Source organism: Bradyrhizobium sp. Kon37, from assembly GCF_055807535.1.
The window spans coordinates 88,433-109,728 of record NZ_JBVVOY010000013.1 but is presented as its reverse complement, the minus strand read 5'-3'; the positions used below and the strand labels follow the sequence as shown (position 1 = coordinate 109,728).

The window sequence follows — 21,296 nt, the reverse complement described above, 5'->3', positions numbered from 1 at the left end:
TGGCCTAACCTCGCGTGCGTCCAACGCCTCACGGAGGCCCGCCATGCGGTTTCGTATCCGGAAAGCTGCCCACGTCATCGAGCGCGTGGGGCTTGCGATGGCGGGCGCGGCGTGCGGGCTGTTCGTCGGCGCTTATGTGGGATCCGCGATACCCGCGCTCACCACCGAGGGCTTCCTGCTGCTGATGATGGTGCTGGGCTTCGTCGGCTTCTATCTCGGCATCGACACGCCGCAGCTGCCCTTCGACGAGGCCCATGGCGACATCGACGCCGCGGAACTGTTGAGCGCGGCCGGCACGCTCTGCGCCACGCTCACCGCGCTCGCCTCCGTCGCCATCATCGTGCTCCGCCTCGAGCCGCATATCGCCTGGAGCTGGTTCGCTCTGTTCGGCTGGATCGCGGGCGTCGCAATGCAGATCGTCGCGGGGGCGAAGGCGCGGATGCGGAAGCCGTGAGATGAGATAGCCGCGCGACAATCTCCGCTGTCGTCCCGGCGAAGGCCAGGACCCATACCGCGTGATCTATCGGACGATGCTAATCCCGAACGACGAGCCTTCGCCAAACTGCTCCCTGGGGTTATGGGTCCCGGCCTTCGCCGGGACGACGGGAGAGGTGCCCCTAAAACACCACGCCCACTTTCGTGCCGCGCTTCCACGCCACGCGGCAGCGCTTCTTCGTGTTCACATGCAGCAGCTCGAAGCGATCGGGAATCTTCACCTGGCCGCCGAGATCGACGCAGGCTCCTCCGGGCGAATAGTCGATCAGCGTGCAGGGGATCACCGGCGCGCGCGGGTCGGTGATGATCTTGGCCTGGCGGGACACGAGGCCCGCGGGTTTGACGCGGGCATGTCGTCGCGGATGCATTGGCACTCTCCTCCAATTTCCGCGGATGGCGCGGGTGGTCTGGGAGATGATGCCAAGGAGTTGATGCGATCCGGCTAAGGCGGGGTTGAGAATTTTAATGAAAAGTGTCGGCGAATGGAGAAAGCGGCGGTAGCGGGGTGGGCTGCTTTCCCCTCTCCCCTTGTGGGAGAGGGTGGATCAATCGCGCGAAGCGCGATTGAGACGGGTGAGGGGTCTCGCACGGAATACGAAGCTTTCGCGTTCGCGGCGACAACCCCTCATCCGGCGCCATAGCCGATGCGAAGCATCGGCGTTTTCAAGAACGGCGGCCGAAGGCCGCCTATGCCACCTTCTCCCACAGGGGGAGAAGGGAAGGCCCTCACCCCACCACGATCTCCCCCGGCTCCGCCGCCATGCCCATGTGCGGCGGCACCGGCATCGGCACCGTCACATAATCCTTCGGCAGATTCACCGGCCGATAGCCCGGCTCCACCGCCATCCGCTTCAACACGCTCTCATGCACATGCGCGCCTTCGGGGATCAGGCGCGGTTCGCAATCGGGGATGTAGAGCCCGAGAAACACCTTGCGCTCCGGCCATTCCTTGTAGATCGCGCGCTTCGGCAGATACTCCAGCACGCGCCACACCGCCGTCATCGAATTGTGCAGCTCGCCCACCTTCCCGGTGTATTCAGGCGGCACGTATTGGAACGGTGAGTTCTTGCGCTGGATGCCCCAGGCGAGCTGGTTCACCGTGCTCGGGTTGAAGTTCAGCCCGGCCTTGGTGGCTTCCTCGATCATCCAGAGCAGCGGATATTTGGACTCGCCGCTCTCGGCTTCCGGATAGCCGCCGCCGACGTCGCAATGCACGCCGGCGAACCACACCTGCAGGATGTCCTGCGGCTCCTTCTTGTGATCGGGCACGAAGCGGTTGCGCCAGTACTCCTGCGGCTCCTCATACTGCTTGAGGCGGAACATGCAGCGCTGCTCGTCGATCGCGATCGCCTGGCGGAAGATGTTGACGCTGGGATTGCGCAGCGTGAAGGCGAGCTCCTCGAAGCTCGGCAAATAGCCCCGGTCGGCGCGCGGCACGATCACGCTCGCCACTGTGTCCCAGACGCCGATGAAGTGGATGGTCGGCCAGCGCGACGAAGTAATGCGTGCGAACTGGGCGGCGAGATCGAACTTGTTTTTCGGCAGCGGCCCGCTGTCGTCAAAACCTTCATCGATGAGGTCGCTGACATCGTTGCCGCGCCCGGTGCCGGAATATTGCTTGTAGGCGACGAGGCCACTGCCTGCGAGGTTGGCCTGCTCCGGCGAGATCAGGCCGATCTTGTGGATCAGCCCCGCCAGCACGCGAACCGTGTAGGCGCCACGCGAAAAACCGAACAGATAGATCTTGTCGCCCGGCGCGTAGTGCTGGACCAGGAAGCAATAGGCCGAGAGCACGTTGTCATCGAGCCCGTAGCCGGTGGCGAGCCCCAGCACCAGATTGACGTTGGCCTTGAGCCGGTGCCACGTCGACGGCTCCGTCACGGTGCCGACCCCGGGATCGTAGAACACCATCTGCCGCGGCCGCGTCTTGTCGGTCTTGCGCAGGCAGCGATACAGCTTCAGGACGTTGGAGATATTTTCGGAGATCTCGTTGCCGGTGCCGTCACAGCAGATGACGAGGTTTTTCGGTTCGGATGTGTGGTCGGCGTTGCGCTCGTGCTCCACAGGATACCCCTCCCGCTGATGCTACCCGGGCGAGTATAGCGGAAAAGCGTGGGGAGAGGGAGATGTATGGCTGCAAGCTCGACTGCGGCCATCCTTCGAGACGCCCGCCTGCGGCGGGCCCTCAGGATGAGGGATGAGTATGCGGCGGCATTTCACGCAGATGCATGCAGCCAAGCCTCATCCTGAGGAGACTGCGAAGCGGTCGTCTCGAAGGACGAGGCGCTCGCTCAGGCGCCGCTGAGGCGTCCTATGCGAGAGCCCCGCCGTTGTGAAAGAGGCCGCCCCGCTACTTCTTCTTCTGGCCGATCTCCGGCTGCCACGCCGCATCCTTGCGGCTGGGCGCTGCGGCGCTGGTCTTGATCTTGTCTTTCTTCGGCTTCTTGGTTTCGCGGTTGCTGCGTTGCTGTCCCTTGGCCATGACGTCGTCTCCTCCTGGGTTTCGAGTTCGTCCGCGTGCGAGATCGGCGCTGCAATGGTCGCTGGGCAGGGCTGTGAGATGCACCCGCCCCAACCATTGAAAGATCGCCGCCGCGCACACGAGGCGCGAAAGATGCAGCGCAACATCGACGCGCGGCAATTGCGTGAGCTGCGCTGACATGGTCGAGCGTACGCCCGCGCCCTGCCGATGGCGAGGACTAAAACGCCGCGCGCGAGTGTCGCGCTTGCGCCTTAAGTCCCGGCCCGCGCTGACATAAAGCTGGCTATTGCCGCGCAAGAAGCGCATGGTCGCGACCAGCTGGCGTCGGTTGGGGCCCCTTCTTTGCGAAAGGCAGGCGCGCATGACCATCCGTTCGCGGCGAGAAACCATCACCTTCAAGCATCCATTCCACATCCGCGGCCTCGAACGCGAATTGCCGGCCGGCGCCTATGAGGTCGTCACCGACGAGGAGATGATCGAGGGCCTGTCGTTCGCATCCTATCGCCGCGTCGCCACCATGATCACGGTGCCCTCCGAAGGCGTGCGCGGTGCGACGGAGATGCTGTCGATCGGCTCGGTCGACCTGGCGGATGCCCAACGTATCGACGCGAGTGCCTGAAATGACTGACATCCCGGTCGATCTCGACGCCCATCGCGGCATGGCCGCCCAGAAGGCAACCGATCTGCGCCGCGCGCTGGCCGATGTCGAGGCCCAGGTCAGGGAGCTGCGCGAGCGCGAGGCCGATCTCGAAAACCGCATGATGTCGGTGCCGGCCGCGTCCTGGCCCGAGGCCGCCGTGAAGGCCCGCCATCTGCTCAACCTCTATGCCGCGAGCCTGCCCGCCGAGGACACCCGCCACCGCGCGCTGGTGGCCGCCCTGTTCGACGATTTCGCAAGGCTCAACGGCGACGGCTGAACGGCAACGGCTGAACGGCGAGCCAACTCGTGGCGCCATCGCGCACTGCTCGCAAACACAGGCGTCGTCCCGGCGAAGGCCGGGACCCATAACCACCGAAGTCAGTTGTTGTGCACCCCCGTGCCACAGCCTGCTTCGATAACGCCGACCGGCGCCCCCAGTGCGCGACGCGCGGACGCAAAAGGAGTACCCCATGACGCTCACCAGCAGCCGCTTCATCGCCCACGACCAGGACCGCGGCATCGTCCAGTTCTCGATGCAGGACGGCAGTAAGGAGATCGCCTGCGCGATCTCGACCTCCGCCATGGACGACCTCGAGCGCGGCCCGCGCGCCCGCCCGAGCGAGCGCGAAGAGCAGTTCACGCGCCTGCGCGAACGCATCGAAGCCTGCACCGGCCGCAAATATCAGGCGACGGAGTTCGAAGGCACGCCGCCGGGCATCGTGCTGCGGAGCATTGATTTCCGGGGGTAGGGGGCCCGTGGACGCGGCGTCGTCGTCTCCGTCAATACGCAAGGTGAAGTGAAGTCCCGCGACGCCGTCTTGTTCCTCTTGCGCATGCGACTAGAGGGCTTGAGGAAGTTGGAGATTTTCCGGCAGATACCGTGGACGATTCTGCCGAAAAAGTCGAAAGCAACTATCGCAAGAAATCTAAGGCCCCTCGCGCCAACGGCCCGACGCGCGACCCATGCGATGGATGGTCGCGGATTTTCCGTCCGCGGCGAAATTGACGTGCAGTAAAGATGGCTTTGGATCTTCGAGGCGCTGCTTGATCGTCAAGATATTCTGATAATCGGGCGTCACGATTGATACTGCTCCGGAAGATTCGTCTACATCAACACGAGCGGGCATAGTAGTATTTACTCCAGTCCGTGCGAGTCTTCGCATGACCTCATTAACAACCGTGATGATACCGCTTGATAGCGTACGTGCTCGTGCCGAGTTCACGAGACCGGCCCAAATATTGAAGCGCCATTGTTCGGGTTTGAACATGACGTGGAGAACTAAACCGTCAAGATCGACGAATGCTCTTCCAGCGCGCCCCGCAACGTTTGCGAACTCTTCGCCCGTAAGAAGCTGGCCCGCCCTATAAAGATTCGGAATAAGAAGAACTGCAGCGCTCAGGTTGAGGCCTTGAGCTAAGGTCGGAGAGAGCTTCTTCTGCGGGTGCAAGATTGGCAGCGCTTCCAGCTTGGGATATCAATGAGAATGCCAGAGCCGAATAGCCGGCAAGGTGGTAGGCGCCTGCACCCATCACTCGGTTAAGTCCTCTGGCCAAATCTTCCGGCGGTCCATTCTGTACCAAGGCTTCGAAGGCATTGCCGGCAGCTACAAATCCGGCGCGCCATGTCGCGGGATCGCCGCCCGTCTCCCTTAAGGCAAATGCCCCCCGAAGAGCAGAGAAGGCGACTTCGGCCAGATCAACGTCGAGTGTTGTTGAAAAGGTGGGTGCGCCTTCCGGTAGGAGACCGTTCTGGCGAATAAGGGCACGAGACTCTCCCCGCTCCCGTAGGCGACCGCGGACTCCTGCTACGCCGATCTGCTGCAAGAACGAGGTGAGGTCGTCAATCGTTTCCAAGCTTTAGTGCTTTCTCAAATGAGGCCGCTATGAAGTCTTGATGATCAGAAATCTCGAAATGAATCACAGCGTGCGGCCGGTCGCTAGAGGTCGCCGCAAAATCGTCCAACAAGGCTTTTGGAGTAGCGTTTCCTGATACGGTGAAAAGGATATGCTCAATACGATCTGGTGCTACACCCCGGGTCGCCACCTCATTGCGAATGGCCCGCCCAAGTTTCTCTTCTTCACCCCCCAGATCCATCAAGCGATCTGCGACAAATAAAATTGAAATTGGAGTCGGGCGTCCCTGATCGCGGGCGAGTACTGCGCGCGCGTCGCTGATGGCATCTTGGGCCAATGTCTTGCGACTTTTTGATTCACCTTTCGCGTACTTTAGCGCTTCACCAGAAACGTTCTGAATCCCGATAAAGTCGTCTCCTCGTAATGCCATTTCCCGCCCGTCCTTATATCGAAGCCTTCGTACGGGGACGCGGTAGCCGAGGTTCTCCTCAACTATCTCGGTTGCCAGTATTTCGCCGAGTTCGCCAGATCTTGCAGTTGCCGACCGGGGCATGCGCTCAGAAAGCAACGCCGCGGCTTTGCCATAACCGAGTTCAGATACGTCTTGTGCAATTCGTGTTGCGTCGTCGTAGTGCGACCGCATGACTGACGCGAGGGTGTCAGCGATGGCATCGCGTCCACCGGCCTTTTCGCGGAGTTTCAATAGGCGTCTTTTGTCCAAGACACTTGAATCGTACTCGCACCACTCCGCAAATAGCGGCATTTGTCCACTTCTATTAAAAGTTGAAAAATGTAGACTGACAACGAGCAGAATCCCTGTCAAGAGTGGCTTGAGTGAAGAGCCTCGTTTCCTGAAAACAAAAACGGCCGGATCTTCCGATCCGGCCGCAATGCAAAATTCTTCCAGCTAAGCCTACGCCTCGCGACGCAAGCCTCCGCCCAATCCGAAAATTCTTAGCTCGCCTTCTTCGCCGGCGCGGGAGCGGGGCCGACCTTCTTCTGGATGGCGCGCTTCAGCTCGAGGGCGCGCGGCGACAGCACGGCGGCCTTGGCCTTGAGCAGGAAGGGATCGAGGCCGCCATTGTGGTCGACGCTCTTGATCGCGTTGGTGGAGACGCGCAGGCGCACGTTGCGGCCCAGCGCTTCGCTGATGAAGGTCACGTTGACCAGGTTCGGCAGGAAGCGGCGCTTGGTCTTGATGTTGGAGTGGCTGACCGTGTGGCCGACCTGGGGGCCCTTGGCCGTCAATTCGCAGCGGCGAGACATGGCAAAATCCTCAATCTTTCCCAACGATGTGCGGCCGCCATTCGGGGCGCCACGGGCAAATTCTCTGTCCTTGCAGGGAGCGGGCGGACGTATAGGGGGGAAGCGGCGGGACGTCAAGGTTTTGGCTGCTGTTTTCGCCTCTCCCCGCCTGCGGGGAGAGGCCGGAATGCGCGCGATTAGCGCGGATTCCGGGTGAGGGGGAGTCTCCGCGAGGGCGCTGCGGGTTGAGTGTACTCAATTCTCACCTCCCCCCAGGAGAGCCCCCCTCACCCCGACCCTCTCCCCGCAAGCGGGGCGAGGGGGAAGAGGTGGCGGGGTGAGGTGCGCGGTTCTGACCCGCCCCGATCACCAAAACGGCAATGATTATCGCGCCTTACCATCACATAAAGGGCGTATTCGCGCCCGAAGAGTCCGGTGGAGTTCCGGACGCGGAGTGGCCCGGACACATTGCTTGGCGCGGTTTTTGGCTTAAGTAACAACCGTTCGCGCCCCGATTGGATTGTTTCGTGCTCACAACGCCTCATCTTGCGCCAAGCCTGCGCTCAATGGAGCTACGCGCAAGTCGTCCGCGCTCTGCCGGCCGATGGGCCATGGCGGCCCTTTTCGGGCTGGTTTTGGCGTGCGCGGCGGAGCCCGCGGCGGCGCAGGGCAAGCTCGAGGCGCAATACGAGGCGACGCTGGCGGGCATTCCGGTCGGCAAGGGCGCCTGGAATATCGACATCCAGGACGACGTGTTCGCGGCCGCGGCCTCCGGCGGCACCTCGGGGCTGCTGAAATCCTTCGCGGGCGGGTCGGGCACCGGCGCCTCGCAGGGCCGCGTGGTCAACGGCGCGCTGGTCGCGACCGGCTACCAGGCCTCCACCACCACCTCGAAGAAGACCGAAGAGATCCGCATCACGCTCGACAAGGGCAATGTGAAGGATTTTGCGATCCTGCCGGAGCCGCCGGTCGATCCCGACCGTATCGTCGTCACCGACGCGCATCGCCGCGGTGTCTGGGACCCGATGACGGCCTCGCTGGTGCGCGTAGCAGGCACCGGCGACGTGCTGTCGGCGGACGCCTGCCACGGCAGCGCCGCGGTGTTCGACGGCCGCATGCGCTACGAGCTCAAGCTCGATTTCAAGCGCATGGAAAACGTCAAGGCGGAGAAGGGCTATCACGGCCAGGTCGTGGTCTGCTCGCTGTATTTCGTGCCCATCGCCGGCTACATCCCCGACCGTCCCGTGATCAAATATCTCGCCGCCCAGCGCAACATCGAGGTCGCGTTCGCGCCGATCGCGGGAACGCGCATCCTGGTCCCGTTCTGGCTGAAAGTGCCGACCCCGCTCGGCCCGGCCATGCTGGAAGCCACCAGCTTCATCACCACGGCCCAGCCCCCCAGGGTCGCGAAGACGCAGTAGGCCGGGCTGTCGTAGCCCCGGCCCAGCTGCCGTAGCCCGGATGGAGCGCAGCGCAATCCGGGTTCTTTGCTTGGCCCCCGCATTGCGCTCCGCTCCATGCGGGCTACGGACCTCCCTTTTGGCAAATAATGCGAATGTTTTCAATGACATGCCTACTGTGCATGGGGTTGTTTTCGCGCTTTTTGTTTTGGAGGGCTCCAGGGCCGGGAATCCATTTGACTCCTCCCCGATTCTGATTCGACTCCGTGCCGTCCCCAGCTTTAACGAATCCGCCATCGAACGACGCTTGTGCGGCGGGGCAAAACTCCATCTAGTGCGATCCCAACAAGCCTCCCGCGACATCTTGCGAGAACGGAACAGGACTCAAGGGGGAGTCAGCGATTCGGCCGCGATTCGTTCTCAACTCGTTCCGAAGCTTAAAGCCAACGGGAAAAGCGTCGCAAAGTGAGACAGTTGCGCGGGATCTGGGGAGCTCTCTCGTCCCCCTCGCCCCGTTCTTACGGGGAGAGGGTTGGGGTGAGGGGCTGCTGCCACGGAAGCGGTGACAGACGGACTCGCGGAGAGCCCCCTCACCCGGCGCTTCGCGCCGACCTCTCCCCGCAAGCGGGGCGAGGTGACTTGCCGGCCCTTCGCGCCACCGCCCCAAAACAGCACTGACATTCGCCCCAATCGCCATTACCTAATCCCCCAGATGCCTTTTTCCTCCTCCCCCTTCGCTTCCGAGCGGCTTCCCGGCGCCGGCGTCACTGCGGTGCTTGGTCCCACCAACACCGGCAAGACCCATCTCGCCATCGAGCGGATGCTCGCGCATCCCTCCGGCATGATCGGGCTGCCGCTGCGCCTGCTGGCGCGCGAGGTCTACAACAAGATCGCAGCAAGGGTCGGCCCCGATGCCGTCGCGCTGGTGACCGGCGAGGAGAAGATCAAGCCGAAAGCGCCGCGCTATTGGGTCTCGACCGTCGAGGCGATGCCGCGGGATCTCGACGTCTCGTTCCTGGCGGTCGACGAGGTGCAGATCGCGTCCGATCTGGAACGCGGCCACGTCTTCACCGATCGCATCCTCAACCGCCGCGGCCGCGACGAGACGCTGCTGCTCGGCGCCGCGACCATGCGGCCGATCATCGAGCGGCTGCTGCCGGGCGTCTCCATGATCACGCGGCCGCGTTTGTCGCAGCTGGAATTCGCCGGCGACCGCAAGATCACGCGGCAGCCGCGCCGCACCGCCATCGTCGCCTTCTCCGCCGACGAGGTCTATGCCATCGCCGAGCTGATCCGCCGCCAGCATGGCGGTGCCGCCGTGGTGCTGGGCTCGCTGTCGCCGCGCACCCGCAACGCGCAGGTCGCGATGTTCCAGAACGGCGAGGTCGATTACCTCGTCGCCACCGACGCCGTCGGCATGGGCCTCAATCTCGACGTCGACCACGTCGCCTTTGCCTCCGACCGCAAGTTCGACGGCTACCAGTTCCGCCGCCTGACGCCGTCCGAATTCGGCCAGATCGCCGGCCGCGCCGGCCGCGCCACCCGCAACGGCACCTTCGGCACCACCGGCCGCTGCGGCCCGTTCGAGCCCGAGCTCGTCAATGCGCTGCAGAGCCACACCTTCGATCCCGTGAAGGTTTTGCAATGGCGCAATTCGAAGCTGGATTTTGCTTCCCTCGGCGCGCTCCAGGTCTCGCTGAACCTCGCCCCCGGCCATGAGGCGCTGACGCGCGCGCCCATCGCCGAGGACATGCGCGTGCTCGACCACGCCGCCCGTGACGCCGAGGTGCGCGATGTCGCACATGGCAAGGATGCCGTGGAACGGCTGTGGGAAGCCTGCCAGATCCCGGACTACCGAAAACTGTCGCCGGCCGCCCATGCCGAGCTGGTGACGACGCTCTACGGCTTCCTGATGCGCAAGGGATGCATCCCCGACGCCTGGTTCAGGACCCAGATCGACCAGGCCGACCGCGTCGACGGCGATATCGACACGCTGTCGGCCCGGATCGCGCAGATTCGCACCTGGACCTTCGTCGCCAACCGTCCCGACTGGCTGAAAGACCCGGAACGCTGGCAGGGGATCGCCCGCGAGGTCGAAAATAAATTATCGGATGCGCTCCATGAACGCTTGACTGAGCGTTTCGTTGATCGCCGGACCAGTGTATTGATGCGCCGCCTGCGGGAGAACACGAGCTTGAATACGGAAATCGGCAAGACCGGCGAAGTCATCGTCGAAGGCCATGTCATCGGCCGCCTCGATGGCTTCACCTTTGCACCGGATGCGGCGGAAGCCGGCTCCGATGCGAAAGCGTTGCAGGCTGCAGCGCAGGCCGTGCTCGCCGGCGAGATCAACGCGCGCGCCGAAAAACTGGGCAACGCACCGGACGAGCAGTTCGTGCTGACCTCGGAAGGGATGATCCGCTGGACCGGCGATGCCGTGGCGCGGCTGTCTGCCGCAGAGGACGCGCTGCATCCGCGCATCCGCATCATCTCCGACGAACGCCTCACGGGCGCCCCCCGCGACAAGGTGCAGGCCCGGCTCGAGCTCTGGCTCAAGACGCATATCGAAAAGCTGCTCGGGCCGCTGTTCGAGCTCAGCAAGGCCGAGGACGTCACCGGCATCGCCCGCGGCATCGCCTATCAGCTCGTCGAGGCGCTCGGCGTGCTGGAGCGCCCGAAGATCGCCAACGAGCTGAAGGACCTCGACCAGCCCTCGCGCGCGACCTTGCGCAAATACGGCGTCCGCTTCGGCGCCTATCACCTCTATTTCCCCGGCATGCTCAAGCCGGCCGGGCGTGCGCTGGCCGCGCTGCTCTGGGCGCTGAAGCAGGACAATGTCGATCCCTCCGCGCTGTCGGGCGCGCAGCATCTGGCAAGCTCCGGCCGCACCTCGTTCCCGGTCGACAAGCAGCTGCCGCGCGATGCCTATCGCGTGCTCGGCTACAAGCAGGCCGGCGAGCGCGCCGTCCGCGTCGACATCCTGGAGCGCCTGGCCGATCTGATCCGTCCGGCGCTGGCCTGGCGCGAGAATGCGTCCGGCGAAAAGCCCGCCGGTGCATTCGACGGCCGCAGCTTCGTGGTGACGCAGGCGATGACCTCGCTCACCGGTTCTGCCGGCGAGGATTTTGCGTCGGTGCTGCGTGCGCTCGGCTATCGCATGGACAAGCGCCCGCCGCTGCCGGCGAAGCCGGTTGTTGCTGAGGCGCCTGCTGCCGAAGCCTCCACCGAAGAGACGCCCGCAACCGAAACACCGACCGAAGACAGCGCAGCGCCCGCCGAAACCGCGATCGAAGCCGCCGCCGAGCCTGTCACCGTCGAAGACGCGCCGGGCATGGAGCAGCACGACGAGCCCGCGCCTGAAGAGCCGGCGCTTGAGGCTTCCGTCACGCCGGAAGACGCTCCCGGCATCGCGCCACCTGCGGAAGAGGCTGTTGCTGCCGTTGAAGCTGCTGAAACCGCTCCCGCTGAAACTGTCCCCGCCGAAACCGCTCCTGCAGAGATTGCTGCAACCGAAGCCGCGGCGTCGGCCGATGCGGCAGCACCTGTGGAAGCCGCGGCCACGCCCGCCGAGCCCGAGCTCATCGAGGTCTGGCGTCCCGCCGGCCGTCACGATGATCGCAAGCCGCGCCACGAGCGCCATCGCAACCAGCGTCACCAGCCGCGTCCGCAGGCAGCTGCTGAAGCCGGCGCTGCGCCTGCCGAAGGCGAAGCCCAGCCTGCCGCCGACGGCGAGAAACGCGGTGAACGTCATCGCCATGGCGGCGGTCATCGTCGCGATTCTGGTCGCGATGGCGGCAGGGATTTCCGCAAGCCGCGCGAAGGCGGCACCGAAGCCGCGCCGCGTCCCGAGGGACGCGACGACAAGAACCGCCGCTTCGAGGGCAAGAATGGCGGCAACAAGGACCGCGACAACAAGGATCGCAACAAGGGCAAGTTCGGTGGCGGCGATCGCGACAAGGGCCGCGACAATCGTGGCCGCGACCGCGACAAGGGCCGCGACCGCCAGGGCGGACCCTCGCTGCGTCCCTATGCATCGAGCGCCACCCCGCGCGAGCGCGATCGCCCGGTCGATCCGAACTCGCCGTTTGCAAAACTCGCTGCGCTAAAGGAGCAGCTGTCCGGGCGTAAGGAGTGAGCCCACGACCGAGCGGCAGCGCATCGACAAATGGCTATGGCACGCGCGGGTGGTGAAGGCGCGCACCTCCGCTGCCGAGCTTGTCGAGTCCGGCCATGTTCGCGTCAACGGCGCACGCGAGAAATCGCCGGGGCATGCGATCAAGATCGGCGACGTGCTCACCGTCGCGCTCGATCGCACCGTGCGCGTCTTGAGAGTCATCGCCTTCAACGAGCGCCGCGGCGATGCCGCCTCGGCCCGTGTGCTCTACGAAGAGCTCAGCGAAGGCCATCCGAATTCTCAGCGCAATTAATTGCGCTTTGAATTCATTTCTTGGTCGATCAAGCGCATAAAGCCGTCATGATCGGCCGTTCCTGAGCTTGCGGCGCCGGGCCATCCGCGCTACGCAAGCCGCGACTTTTAAAAGAGCTTTTCGGAGCGTTGGATGACTTACGTCGTCACTGAAGCGTGCATCAAGTGCAAGTACACCGACTGCGTCGAGGTCTGCCCGGTCGATTGTTTCTACGAGGGCGAGAACATGCTCGTCATCCATCCTGACGAGTGCATCGACTGCGGCGTGTGCGAGCCGGAATGCCCCGCCGATGCCATCAAGCCGGACACGGAACCGGGCCTGGAAAAGTGGCTCACGGTCAATGCCGACTACGCCAAGAGCTGGCCGAACATCACCCAGAAGAAAGAATCACCCGCCGACGCCAAGGATTTCGACGGCATGGAGGGCAAGTTCGACAAGTATTTCTCCGCGAACCCCGGCTCCGGCGACTAATTCGGGTCAAACTTAACCCTATTAGCGGCGTTATCGCCGAAAACCAGCCCTTAAGACCCCTAAATTATTGATTTTTGCGGGAAATGTGCTATATTGGGCACATTGAGCCGAACCCTGGTTAGCCCCGTCGGCCCCGTTGGGTTCCCGTGAAACCAAATGTCGAACAGGGGCGTGGCAGTTTCCGCGCGCAGGCTGTGTCACAGAAAACGCGTAAAAAGAGTACTTCAGCGAAGGCTTCCCATAAGGACGCCAAGAAAGTCGCCGCGGCCAGCCGTAGCGCATCCAAGGGTCGGACCGCGACGAAGGCGCCGGCTGCAAAGTCCTCGAAGAACAAAAGAAGCGCAATGCCTAACAAGACTGCCAAGCCGGCCGCGAAAGCGACCGTTGCCAAGCCTGTTGCCGCCAAGCCTGCCGCCAAGCCCGCTGTTGCAAAGACGCCCGCTGCCAAGGCTCCCGCTGCCAAGCCCGCCGCGCCGAAGGCTCCTGTTGCTGCTGCTCCCGCCAAGGCCCCTGTCGCTGCCGCCAAGCCGGCCGTGAAGCCCGCGGCTGTTGCGCCGAAGGTCGAAGAAAAGAAGGTCGTGACCCAGCGTCAGGGCTTCAAGGCCAACGAATTCGTCGTCTATCCCGCTCACGGTGTCGGCCAGATTCTGGCCATCGAGGAGCAGGAGATCGCCGGCGCGAAGCTCGAGCTGTTCGTCATCAACTTCATCAAGGACAAGATGACGCTGCGCGTGCCGACCGCCAAGGTCGCCAATGTGGGCATGCGCAAGCTGTCCGAGCCCGCGCTGGTGAAGCGTGCGCTCGAGACCCTCAAAGGCCGTGCCCGCGTCAAGCGCACCATGTGGTCGCGCCGCGCCCAGGAATACGAAGCGAAGATCAATTCGGGCGACATCGTCGCGATCGCGGAAGTCGTGCGCGACCTCTATCGCTCCGAGTCGCAGCCGGAGCAGTCCTACAGCGAACGCCAGCTCTATGAAGCCGCGCTCGACCGTCTCTCCCGCGAGATCGCGGTGGTGCAGCACTCGACCGAGACCGAAGCGGTCAAGGAGATCGAGGCCCAGCTCGCCAAGAGCCCGCGCCGCACCGGCGCCAAGTCCGAAGCCGCCGAAGGCGAAGGCGAAGGCGATGCGGACGCCGAGGGCGATAGCGACGAGACCGAGGGTGGCGCCACGGTCGCCGACGAGGCCGCGTAAGCGTCTCGCGCGTTCATCGCAACAGATCAAAAGCCCGGCCGGTTGGCCGGGCTTTTTGTTTCGGAGGGACGGTCAGCGGGCGGAATTGCTTTTGAGCCTATGCGGTCCTGAACGGGATCAAACCCGCGATGCGCTTCCCGAAGCGCCGCGCCCGGTCTCGCGGTGGTCTCCGCCCGTGTCAGTCGCAACCGTCGACCACCAGGCGCCCAACGCATCGATCAACGGTACCAATGTGTGGCCGGCGGCGGTCAGATCGTACTCGACCCTCAACGGATATCCGTCGAATTCCGTGCGGGTCACGATCCCGGCGTCCTCCAGTTTGCGAAGCTCGAGGGCGAGCATCCTGTGCGAGATGGTCGGATTGTCCCGACGCAAATCGCTGAACCGTTTGGTGCCCTGCTTCAAATAGTAGATCAGAAGCGTAGGCCACCGGCCGCTCAGGATCTGCATCACCTCCTCGATGGGACATCTCGAAACGAGATCTTTCATCGGCGGACTCCAGGTTACAAAAATGTTCGCAATTTACATGATGGAGCGAGCGACTAGGGTTCGGGACCGCTGCGCAGCGTGATCATCAGAAATCACGGAGAATAGATCGATGGATCCAATCCTACTTTACGGCTTCCCGATGGGAAGCTCCATGGGACTCGTTGCAGCTCTTGAATGGCTTGGCAGGCCATATCGCCTGTGTCGCGTCGACATGCTGGGCGAGATGCTGAGCCCGTCATACGCCAGGATCAATCCGCGACACGAGACGCCTGCACTCATCACGGACCAGGGCAATGTGCTGACGGAAACCATGGCGATCGCGGCTTGGCTCGAAGCCCGGGACACCGAACGGCGCATCAGCTTTGATCCGTTGTCGCCGCAAGCCGATCGCATGCACCAGCTGATGGCGTTCGTGAACACCGGCTTTACCGGCGCCTTCGCGCCGCTTTGGGTCGCAATGGAAGGCGTGGCGATGGACGACACCATGCGCTCGGCCTTGCGGGACTTCGGAAGGAGAAAGGTGATCGAACGCCACGACAAGCTCGAAGCCATGATCGAGCCGGCAAGATTCCTGCTCGCCGACCGGCCGACCCTCGCGGACGCCTTGCTGGCAGGCGTGGCGCGCTGGCTCGACTTCCACGCCGTCGCGGAGAGGAGCCGCTGGCCAAAGCTCGCGGCGCTGCGCCAACAACTCGAGGCCGATCCCGGGGTCATCTACGCCACCGCTGTGGAGAGCGGCAGCCATGATCCGGGAGCAGGATCCTGCGCGGGCCATATCGCGCTGGCCGACGTCATCGCGCGATATGGCAGGCAAGCCTGACCAGTGGAGAGGAGGAGCGGCTTCGATCCGCTCCTCCCTACTTCACCGGCCGCTTCTCGAGCTTCCGCGCCAGCGTGCGCCGGTGCATCCCGAGCCGTCTTGCGGCTTCCGAGATGTTGAAGTCGGTCTCGATCAGGGTCTGGTGGATGCGTTCCCATTCCAGCGTCTTGATCGAGGTCGGCCGCGCGTCGAGCGCGACCTCGGCATTGCCTGCGGCCTTGTTGAAGGCGGCCTCGATGTCGTCGGTGTTCGACGGCTTGGCCAGATAGTGGCATGCGCCGAGCTTGATGGCTTCGACGGCGGTGGAGATGCTGGCAAAGCCCGTCAGCACCACGATCAACATCTCCGGATCGTGCGTGTGCAAGAGCTCGACGCAGGCTAGCCCAGAGGCGCCGCCGAGCTTGAGGTCGACGACGGCATAGCCGAACGATCGCTCTTCCAGGACCTTCCGCACCTCCTCGATCGAGGCGGCGAGCACGACCTCGTAGTCGCGGCGCTCGAACGAACGCTTCAGGGTGCGGGCAAAGCCGGCATCGTCCTCGACGACGATGAGCGAACGGTCAGGCGTCAAAGCTGCCTCCGATCGCGAGCGTTGCGAGCGGCAGCGTGAGGCGGACCGTCGCGCCGCGCTTCCTGTGGTTCTCGGCGGTCACGCTGCCCCCTAACTTGCGCACCACGTTCACCACCAGGAACAGGCCGAGCCCACCGCCGGCGCGGCCCTTGCTCGATTGGTAGGGTTTTCCGAGCTGTGCCAGCATCTCCGGCGCAAAGCCGGGGCCGCGATCGCTGATCGACAGCACGAGATGATCGCCCTCGCGCCCGGCAACGAGCTCGACCCAGTCGCGCGAGACCTCGTAGGCGTTGTCGAGCACGTTGAAGATCACCTGCTTCAGCGCGACGTCCGAGACGATCGCGACGTCCTCGCCGAAGGTGTTGACGAAATACAGCGTCCGCGCCGAGCGCGCGTCGCGCCACTCATCCACCAGCGCGGTGACGAAAGCCGCCACTGTCGTCGGCGACGATCCCTCGCCGCGGGCTTCGCCCGCCGAGACCAGGATGCCTGTCACGATCGACTTGCAGCGTTGCAGCGAGGTCTCCATCTCCGCGAGATCCTCGGCCAGCTCCTGATCGGCGGCGAGGTCGGGCATGCGGCGCCAGTCGCCGAGGATGACCGAGAGCGAGGCGAGCGGCGTGCCGAGCTCGTGCGCCGCGCCGGAGGCGAGCAGGCCCATACGCACGATATGATCCTGCTCAGCGGCATGCTGGCGCAGCGCCGCCAGATGCGCGTCGCGCTCGCGCAAATTCCTGTTGATGCGGGTGACGAACACCACCAGCAGCACGGCGTTGAGCACGAAGCCCAGCAGCATGCCGGCAACCGTGAGCGTGTAGGTCTCGCTCAGCGGGTTCGGCGGCAGATCGAGCGGCCGGTAGGCGACGGTCAGCCAGACGAAGCTCGCGCAGGTCAGCGCGACCAGCGACCAGGTCGAGCGGCCATCGAGCAGCACCGCGCCCAGCGTCACCTGGAGCAGGAACAGCGAGGTGAAGGGATTGGTGGCGCCGCCGCTGAGGTAAAGCTGCGCGGTCAGCGCGGCGACGTCCAGCATCAGGGCGACCAGCAGCTCGTTGTTGGTGATCGCGGCGCGATGGCGCACCCAGACAATGCTGGAGACGTTGAGAAATATCAGGGCGCCGATCACTGCGCCCATCCGGGTGAGGGGCAGGGGAATGCCGAGCCAGACATGCACGCCGCCGATGGTCACGATCTGACCGACGACTGCGGTCCAGCGCAGCTGGATCAGCAGCGCCATGTTCTTGCGGTTGGTCTCGTCGTCGGTCGGCGCAGCGCCGATCAGCTCGCTGCGCGCGTCCGCCTGCGATTGCAGCGTGACGGCGCCCTGCGTCCTTCCGCCGTCAGGTGGGCTCGACGATCGTTCCAGCATCTGATCCCGTCCTGCGGGCGCCGGCATCGGGGCCGCCGGCCGCTTCGTGGGCGAAGCCGCTCCAGGGCTCCTTGCGGCGGAACAGCCCGCCGCCGAATGTGACGAACAGTCTGCCGGCCAGCATGAACGCCAGGGCAAACCACGTCAGCGCGTAGATCAGGTGGTTATTGGGAAAGCTGATCACGGTCAATCCGGCGATTGGGCCGCTGCCGGATTGTGATCCAGCGTCGGCATCGACGAAGAAAGGCGCGACGCGGTCGAGGCCGCGTGCCGCCGCAATCGCGGCAACATCCCGCGAGTACCAGCGATTGTGCTCCGGCACGTTGGTCCTGAGGAATCCGCCTTTTGGCTCCGTGATGCGCAAGAGGCCGGTGATCTCGACCTGGCCGTCCGGATTGCCGTCCCGGCGCGTCGAGGCGTCGCGCCGCTCGGACGGCACGAAGCCACGGTTGACCAGGACCAGCGTGCCGTCGCTACGCTGAAGCGGCGTCAGCACCCAATAGCCCGGACCTTCGTCGGTGACGGCCTGAACCAGGGTCTCGCGATCATGCAGGAAACGGCCGGAGACGCTGACGTGCCTGTATTCGTCGTTTGCGGCGGAGACGGTCGGCCATGCCGCCGGCGAGGGGATCGGCTGGGCCGGAGCATGAACGCGCTGCTCGACGCGATCGATCAGCGCCAGCTTCCAGGCGCGGCGCTCGACTTGCCAGACGCCGAGCGCGATCAGAACTGCAATGGCCGTGAGCGAGAGGACCGTGAGCCACAAGGACGGGCGCGCGGCCTTTCCGCGAGCCCCGTCTGTCCTGCTTGTCACGGTCCGGGTTTCGTTCATTTCATCCCGGTCATCTGGTGGATCGGCATCATGTTGCTGTTGAGGTGGTTCATCACCCACAGCGAACCCGACAGCGCGATCACCACCATGACGATGGTGAAGATCAGCGCCATCATGCTCCAGCCGTTCTCGGACGTCGTGTTCATGTGCAGGAAGTAGATCATGTGCACGACGATCTGCACGACCGCGAAGGCCATGATCACGAGCGCGGTGATCTGCTTGCTCGGAAGCGCGCCGCTCATCACCAGCCAGAACGGGATCGCGGTGAGCACGACCGAGAGCACGAAGCCGAGCATATAGGTCGAGAACGAGCCGTGGGCGTGGCTGTCACCGTGGTGATGATCGTCCGCGTGGGCGGCGTTGATATCGGTGTTCATCGCAGAACTCCCAGAAGATAGACGAAGGTGAAGACGCCGATCCAGACCACGTCCAGGAAGTGCCAGAACATCGACAGGCACATCAGGCGGCGGCGGTTGGCCTCGATCAGGCCGAACTTCCAGACCTGCACCATCAGGGTCACCAGCCAGATCAGGCCGCAACTGACGTGCAGGCCGTGAGTGCCGACCAGGGTGAAGAAGGCGGACAGGAAGGCGCTGCGCTGGGGCGTCGCGCCTTCATGGATCATGTGGGCGAACTCGGACAGCTCGATGCCGATGAACGCGGCGCCGAACAGGCCGGTGATCGCCAGCCAAATCTGGGTCTGCGCGATCTTGTTCTGCTGCATCGTCAGCATGGCGAAGCCGTAGGTGATCGACGACAGCAGCAGCATCGAGGTGTTGACCGCGACCAGCGGCAGCTCGAACAGATCCTTCGGCGCCGGACCGGCGGCGTAATTGCCGCCGAGCACGCCGAAGGTGGCGAACAGGATCGCGAAGATGAGACAATCGCTCATCAGATAGATCCAGAAGCCGAGCGAGGTGCTGTAGCCTTCCGGATGCGGGTGTTCGTCGGCGAGGTAGAACACCGGCTCGCCGGTTTGCGTGGGATTGACAGCGACAGTCATTTACTTGGCTCCGGCGAGCAGTTTGGTGCGCGCGTCCTCGGCCCGGATGACGTCCTCGGCCGGAATGTCGAAATCGCGGTGATAGTTGAAGGTGTGACCGATGCCGACGGCGAGCATCGCGATGAAGCTCGCGGCCGCCAGCCACCAGATGTACCAGATCAAACCGAATCCCATCGCGGTGGCAAAGCCGGCGAGGATGATGCCGGTGCCGGTGCTGCTGGGCATGTGGATCGGCTTGAACCCGGTGAGCGGGCGCTGATAGCCGCGCTTCTTCATGTCCCACCACGCGTCATTGTCGTGAACGACGGGAGTGAAAGCGAAGTTGTAGGCCGGCGGCGGCGAGGAGGTCGCCCATTCCAGCGTACGCGCATCCCAGGGATCGCCACTGACGTCCTTGAGCTGCTCGCGCCTGAGGAAGCTGACTGCGAACTGCATCAGCATCGAGAGGATGCCGAGGAAGACCAGGAAGGCGCCAACGCCGGCGACGATGAACCAGATCTGCAGGCTCGGGTCGTCGAACACACGAAGCCGGCGGGTTACGCCCATCAGGCCGAGCACATAGAGCGGCATGAACGCGAGATAGAAGCCCGTGACCCAGAACCAGAACGACAGCTTGCCCCAGAACGGGTCGAGCTTGAAGCCGAACGCCTTCGGGAACCAGTAACCGATACCGGCGAACGCGCCGAACACCACGCCGCCGATGATCACGTTGTGGAAATGCGCGATCAGGAACAGGCTGTTGTGCAGGACGAAGTCGGCCGGCGGCACCGCGAGCAGCACGCCGGTCATGCCGCCGAGCACGAAGGTCAGCATGAATGCGATCGTCCACATCATCGGAAGCTCGAAGCGGATGCGGCCGCGATACATCGTGAACAGCCAGTTGAACATCTTCGCGCCCGTCGGGATCGAGATGATCATCGTGGTGATGCCGAAGAAGGAGTTGACGCTGGCGCCCGACCCCATCGTGAAGAAGTGGTGCAGCCAGACCAGGTACGACATGATGGTGATGACCACCGTGGCGTACACCATCGAGGTGTAGCCGAACAGCCGCTTGCCCGAGAAGGTCGAGGTCACCTCCGAGAAGATGCCGAAGGCGGGCAGAACCAGGATGTAGACCTCGGGATGACCCCAGATCCAGATCAGGTTCACATACATCATCGGGCTGCCGCCGAAATCGTTCGTGAAGAAGTTGGTGCCGACGTAGCGGTCGAGCGAGAGCAGCGCGAGCACGACGGTCAGGACCGGGAAGGAAGCGACGATCAGCACGTTGGTGCAGAGCGCGGTCCAGGTGAACACCGGCATCCGCATCATGGTCATGCCGGGGCATCGCAGCTTGACGATGGTGCAGATCAGGTTGATGCCGGACAGTGTCGTTCCGACGCCCGCGACCTGTAATCCCCATATGTAATAGTCGACGCCGACATCGGGACTGTAGCCGATGTTCGACAGCGGCGGATAAGCGAGCCAGCCGGTGCGGGCGAATTCGCCGATGAACAGCGAAGCCATCACCAGCACCGCGCCGCCGACCGTCATCCAGAAGCTGAAATTGTTCAGGAACGGAAACGACACGTCGCGCGCGCCGATCTGGAGCGGCACGACGAAGTTCATCAGGCCGGTGACCAGCGGCATCGCCACGAAGAAGATCATGATCACGCCGTGGGCGGTGAAGACCTGGTCATAGTGATGCGAGTTGAGATAGCCCTCGGAGCCGCCGAAGGCGAGCGCCTGCTGCAACCGCATCATCAGCGCGTCGGCGAAGCCGCGCAGCAGCATCACAATGCCGAGGATCATGTACATGATGCCGATGCGCTTGTGGTCGACGCTGGTGAACCATTCGCTCCAGAGATAACCCCAGACGCGGAAATAGGTCAGGCCGGCGACCATGATGAGGCCGCCGGTCGCAACCACGGCAAAGGTGCCGACGACGATCGGCTCGTGCAGCGGCAGCGATTCGAAGGTGAGCCGGCCGAAGATGAGCTTGAGAAGATCAGGAGACATGCGGGAT

23 protein-coding genes are annotated in these 21,296 nt (G+C 63.9%); 10 read left to right on the top strand and 13 right to left on the bottom strand.

Translation table 11 applies throughout. The annotated features are described in order from the left end of the window. Positions 1–43: 43 nt before the first annotated feature. Positions 44–454 (top strand): hypothetical protein, encoded by a 411-nt coding sequence (locus tag AC0L3J_RS23120; protein ID WP_473348371.1) that lies wholly within the window; start codon positions 44–46, stop codon positions 452–454. Positions 455–617: 163 nt separating this feature from the next. Here the strand turns inward: AC0L3J_RS23120 and AC0L3J_RS23115 are convergent, their stop codons facing one another. From AC0L3J_RS23115 to AC0L3J_RS23105, 3 genes are all read right to left on the bottom strand, one after another. Continuing rightward, positions 618–863, bottom strand: coding sequence for a PilZ domain-containing protein (locus AC0L3J_RS23115; protein WP_007599245.1), 246 nt, complete (start codon positions 861–863; stop codon positions 618–620). Between the two features lie 358 nt (positions 864–1,221). Then, positions 1,222–2,559 carry a DUF2235 domain-containing protein gene (locus AC0L3J_RS23110; RefSeq protein WP_473348370.1) on the bottom strand — a complete coding sequence of 446 codons (1,338 nt, stop codon included), beginning with the start codon at positions 2,557–2,559 and terminating at the stop codon, positions 1,222–1,224. A gap of 286 nt (positions 2,560–2,845) precedes the next feature. Beyond that, a complete protein-coding gene (locus AC0L3J_RS23105) occupies positions 2,846–3,283 on the bottom strand; it encodes a hypothetical protein (RefSeq protein ID WP_473348369.1) in 438 nt (145 codons plus the stop codon). A 55-nt stretch (positions 3,284–3,338) separates the two neighbouring features. Here AC0L3J_RS23105 and AC0L3J_RS23100 point away from each other — a divergent pair, with 55 nt between their 5' ends. From AC0L3J_RS23100 to AC0L3J_RS23090, 3 genes are all read left to right on the top strand, one after another. Beyond that, positions 3,339–3,596 (top strand): hypothetical protein, encoded by a 258-nt coding sequence (locus AC0L3J_RS23100; protein ID WP_027515171.1) that lies wholly within the window; start codon positions 3,339–3,341, stop codon positions 3,594–3,596. Position 3,597: 1 nt separating this feature from the next. After that, positions 3,598–3,894, top strand: coding sequence for a hypothetical protein (locus AC0L3J_RS23095; RefSeq protein ID WP_473348368.1), 297 nt, complete (start codon positions 3,598–3,600; stop codon positions 3,892–3,894). 193 nt (positions 3,895–4,087) lie between these two features. Then, the gene (locus AC0L3J_RS23090; RefSeq protein ID WP_007604598.1) at positions 4,088–4,366 is read left to right on the top strand and encodes a DUF1488 family protein; all 279 of its coding nucleotides are present in this window, start codon (positions 4,088–4,090) and stop codon (positions 4,364–4,366) included. A gap of 177 nt (positions 4,367–4,543) precedes the next feature. Here AC0L3J_RS23090 and AC0L3J_RS23085 read toward each other — a convergent pair whose 3' ends face one another. The 3 genes from AC0L3J_RS23085 to rpmB form a co-directional block, all read right to left on the bottom strand. Next, on the bottom strand, positions 4,544–5,065 hold the full coding sequence (locus AC0L3J_RS23085) for a hypothetical protein (protein WP_473348367.1): 522 nt from the start codon (positions 5,063–5,065) through the stop codon (positions 4,544–4,546). 392 nt (positions 5,066–5,457) lie between these two features. After that, complete coding sequence (locus AC0L3J_RS23080; protein ID WP_473348366.1) at positions 5,458–6,234, bottom strand: Hachiman antiphage defense system protein HamA; 777 nt, start codon at positions 6,232–6,234, stop codon at positions 5,458–5,460. 191 nt (positions 6,235–6,425) lie between these two features. After that, complete coding sequence (gene rpmB / locus AC0L3J_RS23075) at positions 6,426–6,737, bottom strand: 50S ribosomal protein L28 (protein WP_354159848.1); 312 nt, start codon at positions 6,735–6,737, stop codon at positions 6,426–6,428. Between the two features lie 590 nt (positions 6,738–7,327). On the opposite strand from rpmB, the gene AC0L3J_RS23070 reads away from it, so the two are divergent. The 5 genes from AC0L3J_RS23070 to AC0L3J_RS23050 all read left to right on the top strand — a co-directional run bounded on the left by AC0L3J_RS23070 (position 7,328) and on the right by AC0L3J_RS23050 (position 14,207). Beyond that, positions 7,328–8,137: a DUF3108 domain-containing protein gene (locus tag AC0L3J_RS23070; RefSeq protein WP_473348365.1), complete on the top strand. Its 810-nt coding sequence runs from the start codon at positions 7,328–7,330 to the stop codon at positions 8,135–8,137. A gap of 691 nt (positions 8,138–8,828) precedes the next feature. After that, the gene (locus AC0L3J_RS23065) at positions 8,829–12,251 is read left to right on the top strand and encodes a helicase-related protein (protein WP_473348364.1); all 3,423 of its coding nucleotides are present in this window, start codon (positions 8,829–8,831) and stop codon (positions 12,249–12,251) included. A gap of 22 nt (positions 12,252–12,273) precedes the next feature. Next, positions 12,274–12,543 (top strand): RNA-binding S4 domain-containing protein, encoded by a 270-nt coding sequence (locus tag AC0L3J_RS23060; protein WP_084462124.1) that lies wholly within the window; start codon positions 12,274–12,276, stop codon positions 12,541–12,543. 132 nt (positions 12,544–12,675) lie between these two features. After that, on the top strand, positions 12,676–13,014 hold the full coding sequence (fdxA, locus tag AC0L3J_RS23055; RefSeq protein WP_007599264.1) for a ferredoxin FdxA: 339 nt from the start codon (positions 12,676–12,678) through the stop codon (positions 13,012–13,014). A 344-nt stretch (positions 13,015–13,358) separates the two neighbouring features. After that, a complete protein-coding gene (locus AC0L3J_RS23050; RefSeq protein ID WP_473348363.1) occupies positions 13,359–14,207 on the top strand; it encodes a CarD family transcriptional regulator in 849 nt (282 codons plus the stop codon). 117 nt (positions 14,208–14,324) lie between these two features. Here the strand turns inward: AC0L3J_RS23050 and AC0L3J_RS23045 are convergent, their stop codons facing one another. Continuing rightward, positions 14,325–14,696, bottom strand: coding sequence for a winged helix-turn-helix transcriptional regulator (locus tag AC0L3J_RS23045; RefSeq protein WP_473348362.1), 372 nt, complete (start codon positions 14,694–14,696; stop codon positions 14,325–14,327). 109 nt (positions 14,697–14,805) lie between these two features. Here AC0L3J_RS23045 and AC0L3J_RS23040 point away from each other — a divergent pair, with 109 nt between their 5' ends. After that, on the top strand, positions 14,806–15,516 hold the full coding sequence (locus AC0L3J_RS23040; RefSeq protein WP_473348361.1) for a glutathione S-transferase family protein: 711 nt from the start codon (positions 14,806–14,808) through the stop codon (positions 15,514–15,516). Positions 15,517–15,553: 37 nt separating this feature from the next. Here the strand turns inward: AC0L3J_RS23040 and AC0L3J_RS23035 are convergent, their stop codons facing one another. The 6 genes from AC0L3J_RS23035 to cyoB are packed head-to-tail and all read right to left on the bottom strand — an operon-like array spanning position 15,554 to position 21,289. Beyond that, positions 15,554–16,087: a response regulator transcription factor gene (locus AC0L3J_RS23035; RefSeq protein ID WP_027515183.1), complete on the bottom strand. Its 534-nt coding sequence runs from the start codon at positions 16,085–16,087 to the stop codon at positions 15,554–15,556. Beyond that, positions 16,077–17,456, bottom strand: coding sequence for an ATP-binding protein (locus AC0L3J_RS23030; protein ID WP_473348360.1), 1,380 nt, complete (start codon positions 17,454–17,456; stop codon positions 16,077–16,079). The genes AC0L3J_RS23035 and AC0L3J_RS23030 overlap by 11 nt, the downstream gene beginning before the upstream one ends. Next, positions 17,428–18,288 carry an SURF1 family protein gene (locus tag AC0L3J_RS23025; protein ID WP_473348359.1) on the bottom strand — a complete coding sequence of 287 codons (861 nt, stop codon included), beginning with the start codon at positions 18,286–18,288 and terminating at the stop codon, positions 17,428–17,430. The genes AC0L3J_RS23030 and AC0L3J_RS23025 overlap by 29 nt, the downstream gene beginning before the upstream one ends. Beyond that, complete coding sequence (cyoD, locus tag AC0L3J_RS23020; protein ID WP_456766636.1) at positions 18,285–18,665, bottom strand: cytochrome o ubiquinol oxidase subunit IV; 381 nt, start codon at positions 18,663–18,665, stop codon at positions 18,285–18,287. The genes AC0L3J_RS23025 and cyoD overlap by 4 nt, the downstream gene beginning before the upstream one ends. After that, positions 18,662–19,291 (bottom strand): cytochrome o ubiquinol oxidase subunit III, encoded by a 630-nt coding sequence (gene cyoC, locus AC0L3J_RS23015; RefSeq protein ID WP_007599270.1) that lies wholly within the window; start codon positions 19,289–19,291, stop codon positions 18,662–18,664. Before cyoC ends, cyoD begins: the two co-directional genes overlap by 4 nt. Further along, positions 19,292–21,289, bottom strand: coding sequence for a cytochrome o ubiquinol oxidase subunit I (cyoB, locus tag AC0L3J_RS23010; protein WP_473348358.1), 1,998 nt, complete (start codon positions 21,287–21,289; stop codon positions 19,292–19,294). Positions 21,290–21,296: the final 7 nt, after the last annotated feature.